14 protein-coding genes are annotated in these 13701 nt (G+C 69.0%); 12 read left to right on the forward strand and 2 right to left on the reverse strand.

Translation table 11 applies throughout. The annotated features are described in order from the left end of the window. The first annotated feature begins 122 nt into the window (after positions 1-122). The 3 genes from ABLE88_RS03170 to phnC all read left to right on the forward strand — a co-directional run bounded on the left by ABLE88_RS03170 (position 123) and on the right by phnC (position 2709). The gene (locus ABLE88_RS03170) at positions 123-992 is read left to right on the forward strand and encodes a phosphate/phosphite/phosphonate ABC transporter substrate-binding protein (RefSeq protein ID WP_348830001.1); all 870 of its coding nucleotides are present in this window, start codon (positions 123-125) and stop codon (positions 990-992) included. 77 nt (positions 993-1069) lie between these two features. After that, positions 1070-1903 (forward strand): phosphonate ABC transporter, permease protein PhnE, encoded by an 834-nt coding sequence (gene phnE / locus ABLE88_RS03175; protein WP_348830002.1) that lies wholly within the window; start codon positions 1070-1072, stop codon positions 1901-1903. Next, entirely contained in the window at positions 1900-2709 is an 810-nt protein-coding gene (gene phnC / locus ABLE88_RS03180; protein ID WP_348830003.1) for a phosphonate ABC transporter ATP-binding protein, read from the forward strand. Before phnE ends, phnC begins: the two co-directional genes overlap by 4 nt. A gap of 22 nt (positions 2710-2731) precedes the next feature. Here phnC and ABLE88_RS03185 read toward each other — a convergent pair whose 3' ends face one another. Continuing rightward, complete coding sequence (locus tag ABLE88_RS03185) at positions 2732-3286, reverse strand: helix-turn-helix domain-containing protein (protein WP_348830005.1); 555 nt, start codon at positions 3284-3286, stop codon at positions 2732-2734. A 375-nt stretch (positions 3287-3661) separates the two neighbouring features. Between ABLE88_RS03185 and ABLE88_RS03190 the strand changes: the two genes are divergently transcribed. Genes ABLE88_RS03190 through ABLE88_RS03215 form a run of 6 tightly spaced genes read left to right on the forward strand, consistent with a single transcriptional unit; the run spans position 3662 to position 8623 of the window. After that, positions 3662-4717, forward strand: coding sequence for a TRAP transporter substrate-binding protein (locus ABLE88_RS03190; protein WP_348830006.1), 1056 nt, complete (start codon positions 3662-3664; stop codon positions 4715-4717). Beyond that, on the forward strand, positions 4717-5268 hold the full coding sequence (locus tag ABLE88_RS03195; RefSeq protein WP_348830007.1) for a TRAP transporter small permease subunit: 552 nt from the start codon (positions 4717-4719) through the stop codon (positions 5266-5268). Before ABLE88_RS03190 ends, ABLE88_RS03195 begins: the two co-directional genes overlap by 1 nt. Further along, positions 5265-6629 (forward strand): TRAP transporter large permease, encoded by a 1365-nt coding sequence (locus ABLE88_RS03200; RefSeq protein WP_348830009.1) that lies wholly within the window; start codon positions 5265-5267, stop codon positions 6627-6629. The genes ABLE88_RS03195 and ABLE88_RS03200 overlap by 4 nt, the downstream gene beginning before the upstream one ends. A gap of 50 nt (positions 6630-6679) precedes the next feature. Then, positions 6680-7063, forward strand: a complete 384-nt coding sequence (locus ABLE88_RS03205; RefSeq protein WP_348830011.1) for a Rid family detoxifying hydrolase — start codon at positions 6680-6682, stop codon at positions 7061-7063. Positions 7064-7070: 7 nt separating this feature from the next. Further along, positions 7071-7673 carry an MOSC domain-containing protein gene (locus tag ABLE88_RS03210; protein WP_510182842.1) on the forward strand — a complete coding sequence of 201 codons (603 nt, stop codon included), beginning with the start codon at positions 7071-7073 and terminating at the stop codon, positions 7671-7673. 2 nt (positions 7674-7675) lie between these two features. Then, positions 7676-8623 (forward strand): PDR/VanB family oxidoreductase, encoded by a 948-nt coding sequence (locus ABLE88_RS03215; protein ID WP_348830012.1) that lies wholly within the window; start codon positions 7676-7678, stop codon positions 8621-8623. Between the two features lie 25 nt (positions 8624-8648). Here the strand turns inward: ABLE88_RS03215 and ABLE88_RS03220 are convergent, their stop codons facing one another. After that, on the reverse strand, positions 8649-10049 hold the full coding sequence (locus tag ABLE88_RS03220; RefSeq protein ID WP_348830014.1) for a UbiD family decarboxylase: 1401 nt from the start codon (positions 10047-10049) through the stop codon (positions 8649-8651). Positions 10050-10580: 531 nt separating this feature from the next. Between ABLE88_RS03220 and ABLE88_RS03225 the strand changes: the two genes are divergently transcribed. From ABLE88_RS03225 to ABLE88_RS03235, 3 genes are all read left to right on the forward strand, one after another. Further along, entirely contained in the window at positions 10581-11546 is a 966-nt protein-coding gene (locus ABLE88_RS03225) for a Bug family tripartite tricarboxylate transporter substrate binding protein (protein ID WP_348830016.1), read from the forward strand. 189 nt (positions 11547-11735) lie between these two features. Beyond that, entirely contained in the window at positions 11736-12185 is a 450-nt protein-coding gene (locus tag ABLE88_RS03230) for a tripartite tricarboxylate transporter TctB family protein (protein WP_348830018.1), read from the forward strand. Next, entirely contained in the window at positions 12182-13693 is a 1512-nt protein-coding gene (locus ABLE88_RS03235) for a tripartite tricarboxylate transporter permease (protein ID WP_348830020.1), read from the forward strand. The genes ABLE88_RS03230 and ABLE88_RS03235 overlap by 4 nt, the downstream gene beginning before the upstream one ends. The last annotated feature ends 8 nt before the right edge of the window (positions 13694-13701 follow it).

Genomic DNA, 13701 nt, shown 5'->3' on the forward strand with positions numbered 1-13701 from the left:
TTGAGCTTCGATAAATCGACACCCGTTCGAGGCCGCGTTCCACCGCCCTTCCATCGCTTCCGGTCCAGCCCGCGCCGAAGCGATCGCCCTCGCCTTTGCCTTCGCTGAAAGGAGATCGACCCATGATCCGCCGCCGCACGTTCCTCATCGGCGCCGCCGCCGGCGCCCTCGCCGCGCCGGCCGTGGTGCGCGCCCAGTCGGTGACCCGCAAGACCATCAAGGTGGCGCTCGCCCCCTCCCAGCCCACCCAGCAGGAAACCCGCAAGGTGTGGGAGCCGCTCTACCGCATGGTGTGCGAGCGCATCGGCGCCGATCTCGACCTGAAGGTCGCCAACGACTGGGCCGGCGTCTCGGTCGCCATCGGCTCCGAGCAGGCCGACCTCGCCCAGCTCGGCCCGTGGGGCTACGTGCTGGCGAAGAATTCCTCCGGCACGCGCGTCATCAACGTGATGCTGGTGGAGGGCAAGCCCACCTATCACGGCCTGATCGTCGCCCGCCCGGACCTCAAGCTCGAGAAGTTCCCCGAAGGCGCCAAGGGCATGTCCATGCAGATGCTGGACACCGGTTCCACCACCGGCTGGATGGTGCCGACCCACTATTTCCGCGCCCAGGGCATCGAGCCGAAGACCTTCTTCGGCAAATATGCCGAAGGCGCCTCCGCCGCCGCCGCCCAGATGGCCACCATCAACGGCCAGGTGGACCTCGCCACCGGCTGGGACATCCACCGCAACACCATGATCCGCAACGGCCTCATGAAGGCGGATTCCAACAAGATCGTCTGGCAGTCGGTGCCGCTGCCCAACGAGCCCGTGGTGGTGCGCAAGAGCATGGACGACGAGACCGCGGCCGCGCTCCAGGCCGCCTTCAATAACCTCACCGCCGAGGAGCTGAAGGTGCTGCCCTGGCCCTATACCGGCTACCGCACCACCACCCCCGAGCCCTATGTGGTGCTGGAGGTGATGGGCCGCGACCTCGGCGTGCTGAAGACCTGAGGGCGCCGCGTCAACGCCACAGGCGGCCGGGGGCGGCTTCAGCCCTCCCGGCCGCATCTGCCATGGGAGCCTGGGCCATGTGGGACATCGAGCGGACGCCGCCCGCGCGCGACGGCGCGGGGCAGTATGTGGAGACGCCCCTGAGCCTCGCCTCGCCGGCGGTGCTGGCGCGCCTCGCCCTCGCCGCCGTCCTGGTGATCCTGTTCGCCGCCTGCTGGCGGCTCGCCGAGGTGGATCCCGCCGCGCTCCTCGCCGGCATCCCGCGCCTCCTCACCTGGGCGGCGAAGGCATGGCCGCCTTATCTCGCCGACCTCGACGTCTATTGGCTCAGGGCGGCGGAGACGGTGGCCATCGCCACCGTGGCCACCGTGGTGGCGACGCTCCTCGCCTTCCCGCTCTCGATCTTCATCGCCCACAACACCGCGCCCTCCCCTTGGCTCGCCGCGCCGGTGCGGCTGCTGGTGAATTCGTTCCGCGGCGTCGACACCATCGTCTTCGCTTTGCTGTTCGTGGCGGCGGTGGGGCTCGGGCCGTTCGCCGGCGTGCTGGGCATGATCGTCCATTCGCTCGGCGTCCTCGCCAAGCTCAACAGCGAGGCCATCGAGACGGTGCCGAAGGCGCCGCTGGAGGCCGCCGCCATGACCGGGGCGAACCGCACCAAGATCGTCGCTTACGCGCTCCTGCCCTCGGTGCTGCCGAACCTCACCTCGGTCTCGCTCTATGTGTGGGAGGCGAACGTGCGCACCTCCACCATCCTCGGCATCGTCGGGGCGGGCGGCATCGGCATCGAGATCAAGGCCGCCATCGATCTGCTCGACTTCCCCAAGCTGCTGACGGTGACGGTGATCATGCTCATCATGGTGAGCCTCATCGACCAGTTCAGCGCCTGGCTGCGCCGGAGGCTGGTATGACCCTCGCCGCGCCCCCCGCCTCTCTCACGGCCGCCGCCGCGCCGGCGCTGAAGCTCGAGGCCGTCACCAAGACCTTCGGCGCGACCGTCGCGCTCGACTCCGTGAGCTTCGCCATCGCCCCTGGCGAGGTGGTGGCGCTGCTCGGCCCGAGCGGGGCGGGAAAGTCCACCGTGTTCCGCTGCATCTCCCGCCTCGCCGAAGTGGATGGCGGGCGCGTGCTGGTGCTCGGCCGCGACATCGGCGGGCTGAACCGCCGCGCCCTGCGCCAGCACCGCGGTGCCATCGGCCTGATCTTCCAGCAGTTCAACCTGATCGCGCGCATGACCGCGGTCGACAACGCGCTCGCCGGCCGGCTCGGCCAGGTGCCCACCTGGCGCGCGGTCACGCGCTGCTTCTCCCGCGCGGACCGGCAGATCGCGCTCGCCGCCTTGGACCGCGTGGGGCTGCTGGAGAAGGCCTATCAGCGCGCCGATTCGCTCTCCGGCGGCCAGCAGCAGCGGGTCGCCATCGCCCGCGTGCTGGCGCAGAGGAGCCGCCTCGTGCTCGCCGACGAGCCGGTGGCGAGCCTCGACCCGGCCTCCGCCGCCAACGTGCTCACGGTGCTCAAGGACATCGCCCGCGAGCACGGCATCGCGGTGCTGTGCGCATTGCACCAGACCGACCTCGCCTGCCGCTATGCCGACCGCATCGTCGCCATGCGCCGGGGCCGCGTGGTGCTGGACGCGCCGTCGGCCGCCGTCACCGCCGCGCAGCTCGACGCGGTCTATTACGAGGCGGGAGAGGGGCCGCGCGCGGCGGGCGGGTGAGCCGCGCCGGGCCGGCCGCGTCTCAGGGCCCGCAGACCGAGATCAGCACGCAGCTGCGATCCTTGAGGCGGCGCACCTGATGACGCAGCGGGCCGGGGAACTGCACCGAATCCCCGGTCTCGAGCACCAGCACCTTCTCCGCGAACCGCACCTCCACCCGGCCGGCCACCACGAACAGCAGCTCCTCGCCGCGGTGCGCGGCCTCCGGCTCGTTGGCGAATTCGGCCGGCGGATACATGAGGAACACCTCGAGCCCGGCGCTGCCGGTGGCCTGGGTGAGCACCTCCATGTGGTAGTTGCCGTCGTCCGCGGTCAGCGCGTCGCGGTCGCCGGCGCGGGTGACGAAGATCAGCTCGTGGTTCTCCGCGGCGCCGAACAATTGCGCGGCCGAGACCTGAAGCGCCGTCGAAATGCGCAGCACGATCGCCACCGAGGGCACCTTCAGCCCGCGCTCGACGCGCGAGAGATAGCCCTTGTCGACCGCCGCCGCGAGCGCGAGCTGCGACAGCGAGAGCCCGCGCTCCGCGCGCAGGGCGCGGATGGCGCGGCCGAGGCTGACCCCGGTCGGAAGGGGCATGCTTTGGGACGGATCCAGCGTGACCATCGGATCAAAGAACTCCTGACGTCTGCCCGGGGACGGGGGCCGAAAATCTGGGCAACCCCGCTGTGCCCCCCGGCCTCAATGCGCAAGCACGAAAAGTCACCAACGACAGGGAAAACATTTCCCCACTCTGGAGCAATTGCAAGAGGGACCGTAGTCCAAGGAGCAATGTTGATCATTGGGCAACAATGGCTCCCGCCCTCCTCCTTCCCTGGCCCAACAATCTTGGCACGGCGTTTGCGTGGAAGGGCTTGCCGGCCCCGGATTGGCCTCTGGAGCGGCAAAAATGGTTGCTCGTTAGGCAACGTTGTCTAAATTGATTGCAGCCGGCAATCACAGGGGAACAAGTTGATGAAGATCACCAATCACTTGCGCCGCGCACTGCTGGTACTCTTGGCCGCAGCCCTGCCCGTCTCGGCCGCATCGGCCCAGGACCCCAAGGTCAAATGGAAGATGGCCGCCACCTTCTCGAGCTCGCTGCCGCAGCTCGGGACGCTCGGCAAGCGCCTCGAATCGCAGATCGCCAAGGTGTCGGGCGGCAATATCGAGCTGCGCTTCTACGAGCCCGGCGCCCTGGTGCCGCCGCTCGAGACGTTCGACGCGGTGGCGGCGGGCGCGGTCGACGCGGCCTTCTCCACCCCCGGCTTCTGGGGCGGCAAGGTGCCCGCGCTGCAGGTGTTCGCCGCCTTGCCGTTCGGCCCGCCGGCCCCCGAATACATGGCCTGGTACTATTTCGGCGGCGGCAAGCAGATCTTCGACGAGATCTACGCCAAATACGGCATCAAGTCGGTGATGTGCGGCATGCTCGCGCCCGAGGGCTCGGGCTGGTTCAAGAAGGAGATCAAGAGCGTCGACGACCTCAACGGCCTGAAGCTGCGCTTCTTCGGCCTCGGCGCCAAGGCGCTCGGCAAGTTCGGCGTCTCCGCCCAATTGCTCGCGCCGCCGGACGTCTATCCCGCCCTCGACCGCGGCGTCATCGACGGCCTGGAATTCGTGCAGCCGGCCATCGACCTCAAGATGGGCTTCTGGCAGATCGCCAAGCACTATTACTTCCCCGGCTGGCACCAGCAGTCGACCTTCTTCGACCTGATGATGAACAAGGCCAAGTGGGACGCGCTCAGCGAGACCCAGAAGGCGCAGATCGAGTCGGTGTGCGGCGACAACATCCGCTACGGCATCGCCGAGGGCGAGGCGATCCAGATCCCGGCGCTCAAGGAGCTCCAGGCCAAGGGCGTGCAGATCCACAAATGGTCCGACGCGGACCTCAAGAAGCTCAAGGGCGCCGTGGACGAGGTGATCGCCGAGCAGGTGGCCGCCGATCCCGATTTCGCGCGGGCCTATGCGAGCTTCTCGAAGTTCCGCGAGGATTACGCCACCTGGCGCGACATCGGCTACCTGAAGAACTGATGTCCGCGCTCCTGGCTTCGGCCCAAATCCTCAAGGCGATCGCGCGGCGGGTGGGGCAGGCGGCAGCGTGGTGCGTCGTCGCTCTGGTGCTGACCGTCGTGCTGGACGTCGTCACCCGCCGCTTCATCGTGCTCGGCTCGACCAAGCTGCAGGACCTCGAGTGGCATCTGCATGCCACTCTCTTCCTGCTGTGCCTCGGCTATGCCTATGTGGAAGGCGAGCACGTGCGGATCGACGTGCTGAGCAACCGCTTCGGCACCCGGACCGCGGCGGCGATCGAGCTGATCGGCGCCGCGCTCTTCATCGTGCCGTTCTGCGCGGTGGTGCTCTATTACGGCTGGCCGTTCCTCGCCAGCTCCTTCCGGCTGAACGAGGGCTCGCCCTCCCTCACCGGCCTGCCCTACCGCTGGATCATCAAGTCGACGCTGCTGATCGGCTTCTCGACCCTGCTGCTGGCGGCGCTCGGCGCCATTGCCGCCGCGCTCGCCACCCTGCTCGGGTCTCCGCCCAAGCCGGAAGCCCCCCACCACCCGCAGGAGGTCGGCCTGTGACCGTGTTCGAGACCGCCCTTCCCTTGTCCATGCTGGGCCTTCTGGTGGTGATCCTGTTCTCGGGCTTCCCGGTGGCGTTCTGCCTCGCCGGCGTCGGCCTGGTGTTCACCGTCATCGGCGGCGCCTTCGGCCTGTTCCAGCCGGCCCAGTTGTTCCTGATCGTCAGCCGCATCTGGGGCTCGATCGCGGACAATCTGGTGCTGGTGGCGATCCCCATGTTCATCTTCATGGGCATCATGCTCGAGCGCAGCGGGGTGGCGCGCCACCTGCTGGAAATCCTCTCGGTGCTGCTGAAGCGCGTGCCCGGCGGGCTCGCGCTCTCGGTGGTGCTGATGGGCACCATCATGGCGGCGACCACCGGCATCGTCGGCGCCTCGGTGGTGATGCTGACCATGCTGGCGTTGCCGGTGATGGTGGAGCGCGGCTACGACAAGGGCATCGCCGCCGGCGTCATCTCCGCGTCGGGAACCCTGGGCATCCTCATCCCGCCCTCCATCATGCTGGTCATCATGGGCGACCTGCTGGCGATCCCGGTGGGCGACCTGTTCACCGGCGCAGTGATCCCGGGCCTGCTGCTGTCCGGCCTCTACCTCGTCTACATCCTCGTCGTCGCCATCCTGCAGCCCAAGCGCATGCCGCGCCCGCCGCAGGCCCGCGAAGGGACGCGGGGCGATCTCGTCAAGCTCGTGTTCCGCGGCTTCGTGCCGCCCACCGTGCTGGTGGTTCTGGTGCTGGGCTCGATCGTCGGCGGCTTCGCCACCCCCACCGAGGCGGCGGGCGTGGGCGCGTTCGGGGCGACGCTGCTCGCGATCTTCAACCGCACCTTCACCCTGAAGCTGCTGAACGACGTGGTGCAGGCGACCGCCCTGACCAACGCCATGATCTTCGGCATCTTCTGCGGCGCGACGCTGTTCTCCTACGTGTTCCGCGAGCTCGGCGGCGACGACGCCATCATCCACGTCATCGGCCTTCTCGGCCTGCACGACTGGTCGCTGCTGGCGCTGCTCATGGCGGTGATCTTCCTGCTGGGCTTCTTCTTCGACTGGCTGGAGATCACCCTCATCATCCTGCCGGTGTTCCGGCCGGTCGTGATGGAGCTCGACTTCGGCGGCGCCGTGCCCAAGGACCAGATCCTGCTCTGGTTCGCCATCGCGGTCGCGGTGAACCTTCAGACCTCCTACCTGACGCCGCCCTTCGGTCCGGCCTTGTTCTATCTGCGCCAGGCCGGGGCGGGCTACCTGACCCTGCCGGACATCTATCGGGGCATCGTTCCGTTCACGCTGCTGCAGCTGACCGGACTTATTCTTTGCCTCCTCTTTCCGGCGCTCGTGCTTTGGCTGCCGAACTACCTGGGATACTGACAAATGCCCGGGATCAACGAAGAACCATTGCGAACGACCAGGAGACCCGCATGTCGCGCAAAATGATCTCGACCCCGGCGGCGGCGCCGGCCGTCGGCCCCTATTCCCAGGGCATCGGCTTCGCCAGCCTCGTCTTCGCCTCGGGCCAGCTGCCGGTCGACCCGAAGAGCGGCGCGCTCGCCGACGGCATCGTCGCCCAGACCAAAGCCTCGCTCGCCAATCTGGAGGCGGTGCTCGCCGCCGGCGGGGCGAGCTTCGCCAGCGTGCTGAAGACCACGGTGTTCCTCAAGAACATGGACGACTTCGCGGCCATGAACGAGGTCTATGCCGCCGCCTTCCCCGCCAACCCGCCCGCCCGCTCGACCATCGAGGTGGCGCGCCTGCCCAAGGGCGCCCTGGTGGAGATCGAAGCCATCGCCGCGCGCATTGATTGAGGCCGCCATGACCGCCCATCCCCCACCCCCGGCCCTCCCGGTCAAGGACAGCGGCCCGCTGAAGATCGTCGAGGCCTACGACCACCCCGCCGCGCAGGCGGCCCGCGCCACGCCCGGCGGCGCGGTGAACTTCAAGGGCACCCTGCTCCATATCCACATCGCCCAGGCGGCGAGCTACGAGATGACGGCGCTCGACGAGGCCGAATGCGTCGCCGGGCGCGGCATCGTCGGCGACCGCTATTTCCTCGGCAACGGCACCTATTCGGGCCGGCCGGACGTGCGCGAGATCACGCTCATCGAGCAGGAGGCGCTGGACGCGCTCGCGCGCAATGATCCCCCGCTCCAGGACGGGCCGATCACGCTCGACCCGGCCGACCACCGGCGCAACCTCACGGTGCGCGGCGTGCCGCTCAACCATCTGGTGGGACGGCGGTTCCGGGTGGGCGAGGTGATCCTGCGCGGCGGGCGCCTCAACTTCCCCTGCAAGTATCTGGAGCAACTGCTCGATTTGCGGGTCTACCTGCCGCTCTACAACCGCTCGGGGCTCAATTGCGGCATCGAGCGCGGCGGCATCATCCGGCCCGGCGACGAGATCGAGCTGGTGGACTGAGGATGTCCGGACGCCTGATCATGAAGCTGCGGGTCGCCGAGGCGGCCCCGGCCGCCGCGGACGTGATGGCGCTCGCCTTCGTCCACCCGCGCCGCCCCGAACTACCGGCATGGACCCCCGGCGCGCACCTGGACGTGCACCTGCCGGACGGCGCGGTGCGGCAGTATTCGCTCTATGGCGATCCCGCCGACCGCGGCTGCTACCGCATCGCGGTCAAGCGCGAGGGCGCCGGCCGGGGCGGCTCGCAATGGATCCACGACCACTTGACGGAAGGCGCCGAGATCTTCGTCTCGGCGCCGCGCAACCATTTCGCGCTCAATCCCGACGCCGCGCGGCACGTCTTGATCGCCGGCGGCATCGGCGTCACGCCGCTGCTCGCCATGGCGCGCCAGCTGGCGGCGCAGGGGGCGGACTTCGCGGTCCATTTCTGCGCCCGCAGCCGCCAGACGGCGCCGCTGGTGGACGCGCTCGAAGCGGTCTGCGGGGATCGGCTGACGCTCTGGCTCTCCGGCGAAGGCGGGCGCATGGACGTCGGCGCGGTGCTGGACCAGGCGGCCGGGGCCGACCTCTATGTCTGCGGCCCGCACGGGCTGACGCAGGCGGTGGAGGCCGCCGCCGCGGCCCGCGCATGGCCCGAGAGCCGCTATCACACCGAGCACTTCGCCGCGCGCCTGGACGCCAACTTCCGGCCCGAGCCGTTCGAGGCGGTGATCGCCTCCAGCGGGGCGCGGCTCCAGGTGCCCGCCGACCGCAGCCTGCTGGCGGTGCTGCGCGAGGCCGGCTTCGTGCGCGGCTCGTCCTGCGAGATCGGCGTGTGCGGCACCTGCGAATGCGGCTATCGCGACGGCGCGGTGATCCACCGCGACGTGGTGCTGCCCTTTGAGGCCCGCAAGAGCCGGCTGATGCCCTGCGTCTCCCGCGCCATCGGCACGCTGACGCTCGATCTGTGACGCCGCCGGCCCTGGGGAACAGCCCTCAGAGCAGGCCCTTCATGGCCTCCCCCCCAGGGCCGAACATGCCGGCGGTCACCTCCACCGGCGCGAAGGAAACCCGGCGGAAGCGCTCCTTCTCCCCGGCGGGCACGGTGGCGTCGATGCCGAGCTTGGCGCGCACCCCGTTGCGGCTGATGCGGACATATTCGTGCCCGCGCGCCTCGGGCACGACGACGATGTCGCCCGAGGCCTCCATGCGGGTGGCGAGCGCGTATTCCACGTCGGCGGGGTCGCGGATGTCGATGTCGTCGTCCACCACGATCACCATGTCGAGGTCCTTCAGGGCGCCGAAGGCGGCCAGCATGGCATTGCGCTGGAGCCCCTCATGGTGCGGGCCCTGCTTGTTCACCTGCAGGATGGCGTGGAAGCGGTGCAGCCCGCCCGCCGTCATCTCGGCGTCGGTGACGATCGGCACCGCGGCGCGCAGCACCTTCAACAGGCTCGCCTCCAGCACGTATTTGCGCAGCATCACGGTCTCGCGGCCGAAGCCGTTGATGGCGTGGTAGACCGGCTTGGCGCGCCGGGTGAGCGCCTTCACCCGCAGCACCGGGGCGTCCGCGGGCGGCGCCGCGAAGCCGACGAACTCGCCGAACGGGCCCTCCATGTGGACCTCGCTGGCGCTGATCTCGCCCTCCAGCACGTATTCGCACTCCGCCGGCACCATGAGGTCGACGGTCTTCGCCTTCACCACCGCGAGCGGCCGGCCGGCGAGCCCGCCCGCCACCGCCAGCTCGTCCAAATTCTCGGGCATCTGCGAGCCCATGGTGGCGGCGGTGAAATGGAGCGCGAGGTCGGCGCCGATGCAGATCGCCACCGGCAGGTTCCTGCCCTGCGCCTGGGCGCGCTCGAAGGCGAGGCGCAAATGGCGGCCGAAATCGAGCTTAACCGCGAAAGTGTCCGGCCCGATCAGCTGGAGCCGGTGATAGGAGGCGTTGTAGATGCCGGTCTCCGGGTCCTGCGCCACCAGGATGCCCGAGGTCACGTAGCGCCCGCCGTCCTTGGGGGCGTGGAACAGCGCCGGCAGGGTCTTGCCGAGATCGATGCCGGAGGTCTGAACCACCTCGTGCACCGGGGCCTTCTCCACCACCTGCGGCGCCATGGGCTGGGCCAGCGCCTGGGAGATGGTCTCGCGGATGCCGCGAAAGTCCCGGCCGAAGGCGGATTCGCAATTCTCGCGGCAGCTCAGGAGATTGCCCACGATCGGCGTGTCGAAGCCTTTGACCTTCGGGAACAGGAGCATCTCCTGTCCGTCGAGCTTCTTCATCAGCGCGGCCACCTCCAGGTGCGGGTCCGCCGCGCCGGTGAAGACGCGCACGCGCCGGTCGGCGGCAAGCCGCTCCAAAGCGGGCCGGAAGCCCGTGTCCACGGTGTTGGAGATGGCCATGAGAGTCCCGGAATGCTGGAAGATGCGAGGCGCGGTGGCGCCGGAAACGCGGGTCGCGCTTCGCGGCTCAAATTACCTTGGTAACAAAGTCAGTCAATACGCACCGCAGCATCCGGCGCCCCGCACCGGCGGTGCGGCGCGACGGTGTCCGGCGCTGCGGATGCGTGCGCCCCTGCCGCGCGCCGGGCCTGCCGCCGGCCTGCGCCCCAGGCCGTGGGCCCATGGGTTTAGCTTTGTAAGAAAGCAAATCTGACTGTTTCCGGGCTGTCGGCCCGGCCCCCGTCTTCGGCGCCCGACGCCTGCCGGAGCCGCGCCGGAAAAGGTCTGCCTCTGCCTCCATCGGCGCCACCCACTGCCCGCAATCGCGGCTTGACTACCTTTGCCGCTTAGCTAACACTCCCCCTCCAATAGGGCGGTAAGCGGGCGCAGCCATGCCCTTGCCGGCCCGGCCGGGCGCGTCAGCCTCGCTCTCGGCCCGAAACGACAAAGCGGCGCCAGCGCCCGCACCTTCCAAGGCATGAGGAGAACAAGATGAAGACACTGGCGGTGGCCGTGATGTCCCTCGCGGTCCTGGCATCGCCCGGTGCGATGGCGCAGGAGAAGTGGCCGGCCAAGACCATCAAGCTGATCGTGCCCTACGCGCCCGGCGGCTATACCGACCTCACCGGCCGCATCACCGCCCGCTTCCTGGAGAAGGAGCTGGGCCAGACGGTGGTGGTGGAGAACAAGCCCGGCGCCGGCGGCATCGTCGGCACCGATTTGGTGGCGAAGTCGGCGCCCGATGGCTACAGCTTCTGCGTCTGCAGCGTCGGCGCGGTCTCGGTGGCGCCGGTGGCCCAGACCACCCAGTACGATCCGCTGAAGGATCTCGCGCCCATCAGCATCGTCAGCACCATCCCGCAGACCGTGATCGTCAATCCCAAGCTGCCGATCAAGACCATTCCAGAGCTCGTCGCCTACGCCAAGGCCAATCCCGGCAAGCTGACCTACGGCTCCAGCGGCGCCGGCGGCCTGATGCACTTCTCGGTGCAGCTGTTCGATGCGCGCACCGGCACCAAGATGGTGCACGTGCCGTTCAAGGGCGGCGCCCCGGCCACCGCCGCCGTGGTGGCCGGCGAGGTGGACCTGTCCTTCACCAACATGACCGACGCGCTGCCGCAGATGGAGGCCGGCACGGTGCGCGGCATCGCCGTCACCTCCGGCAAGCGCAGCCCCTTCGCCCCGGACCTGCCCACCGTCGAGGAGACCGGCGTCAAGGACTTCTCGGTGGAATCCTGGAACGGCATCATCGCCCCTCCCGGCACCCCGAAGCCGGTCATCGAGCGCATGTCCGCGGCGCTCAAGAAGATGTCCGAGGACCCGGAGGTGAAGGCGGCGTTCGCCAAGATCGGCGCCTCGCCGGTGTTCACCACGCCGGAGGAATACCAGGCCGCCATCGCCAAGGAGGTGGCCCAGTGGACCGGCCTCCTCAAGGAAATCAAGGCGACCAAGAACTGAGGCCCCGCCGGCCCGCTCTGACGCGGGCCGGCGCCGCCGCACCCGCTTGCCCGCGCCGGACCACCCGCGCATCGTCTGCCAGGGGCGCTCCCGTCGTCGCCCCGTGGGCGTCCCGCCGCCGGGACGGCAACAGCATGGCGCGCGGCGCCTGACGAACGGCGCCGGCAGAGGGACGTCTGGAGAGGGACGATGAGGATCAAGCTTGTGCAAGGCGGCGTGGACTTCTGGTCCGGCCTGCTGCTGGTGGCGATCGCCGGCGCCGCGCTATGGTACATTTCGAGTCTGGAGATCGGCACCGCCCTGGAGATGGGGCCGGGCTATTTCCCGCTCCTGATCGCCTCGGTGCTCGCCGTCATGGGCGCGGGGCTGCTGATCAAGGGCCTCGTAGTGGAAGGCCCCGCGGTGCCGCCGCTGAACCTGCGCGCGACGGCGCTGATCCTCGGCTCCTTCCTCGCCTTCGCGCTGCTGCTCGACCGCTTCGGCCTGGTCGCCGCCATCCTCGCCCAGACCGTCATCGCAAGCTTCGCCTCGCGCGAGAGCGTGCTGTGGCAGACGCTGCTGTTCGGCGCGGCGCTGGCCGCCGCCTCGGTGGCGCTGTTCGTCTGGCTGCTCGGCATTCCCGTGGACGTGTGGCCATGATCGAGAGCCTGCAGCTGCTGGGCCACGGCTTCGCCGTCGTCCTCACCTTCGACAACCTGCTGTTCTGCCTCATCGGCGCGCTGTGCGGCACGCTGATCGGCGTGCTGCCGGGCCTCGGGCCGGTGGCCACCATCTCGCTGCTGCTGCCGGCCACCTTCGCGCTCGAGCCGGTGGGCGCCATCATCATGCTCTCGGGCATCTATTACGGGGCCCAGTATGGCGGCTCCACCACCGCGATCCTGGTCAACATCCCCGGCGAATCCACCTCCGTGGTCACCGCCATCGACGGCTACCAGATGGCCCGCCAGGGGCGCGCCGGCGAGGCGCTCGCCATCGCCGCCATCGGCTCCTTCATCGCCGGGTGCATCGGCACGCTGGTGATCGCCTTTGCCGGCCCGCCTTTGGCGCGGGTGGCGCAGTCCTTCACCTCGCCGGATTATTTCTCGCTCATGGTGTTCGGCCTGGTCTCGGCGGTGGTGCTCGCCAACGGCTCGCTGTTCCGCGCGGTGGCGATGATCGTGCTCGGCCTGCTGTTCGGCATGATCGGCATGGACGTGAACACCGGCATGCCACGCCTCACCGGCAACTTCATCGAGCTGTCCGACGGCGTGAGCTTCGTCGCCATCGCCCTCGGCCTGTTCGGCGTCGCCGAGGTGATCTGCAACCTGGAGCAGGACACCACGCGCGCCATCACCACCGCCAAGATCACCAATCTGTGGCCCTCCCTCGCGGTGCTGCGCCAGTCCCTGGGCGCGATCCTGCGCGGCACCGCGCTCGGCTCGCTCATGGGCGTGCTGCCGGGCGGCGGCGCCACCATGGCCGCCTTTTCTTCCTACGCGCTGGAAAAGAAGGTCTCGCGCACCCCCGCGCGCTTCGGCAAGGGCGCGGTCGAAGGGGTGGCGGCGCCGGAATCGGCCAACAACGCGGCGGCGCAGACCTCCTACATCCCGCTGCTGACCATGGGCCTGCCCACCAGCGCCACCATGGCGCTGATGGTCGGCGCGCTCACGCTGCACGGCATCGCGCCGGGGCCGAACGTGATCAGCCGCCAGCCGGACCTGTTCTGGGGCCTCGTCGCCTCCATGTTCATCGGCAATCTGATGCTGATCATCATCAATCTGCCGATGATCGGCCTGTGGGTGCGCCTGCTGCGCCTGCCCTACCGGTTCCTGTTCCTCTTGATCGTGGTGATCAGCGCCATCGGCGTCTATTCGGTCAACAATTCGGTGTTCGACATCTATCTGATGATCGGCTTCGGGCTGCTCGGCTATCTCCTGCGCAAGCTCGACGCCGAGCCTGCGCCGATGCTGATGGGCTTCGTGCTCGGGCCGATGCTGGAGGAGAACTTCCGGCGCAGCCTGATCACCGGGCGCGGGCACCTCTCGGTCTTCATCGAGCGGCCGATCAGCCTCGCCTTTCTTTTGCTCTCGCTCGCCCTCCTGATCTCGGTGGCGCTGCCCTTCATCCGCAAGCGCCGCGAGGAGATCTTCCAGGAGGAGGAGCAGTAGGACGGCAA

It is taken from the genome of Xanthobacter luteus, assembly GCF_040049235.1.
In the GTDB taxonomy this organism is placed as follows: Bacteria; Pseudomonadota; Alphaproteobacteria; order Rhizobiales; family Xanthobacteraceae; genus Xanthobacter.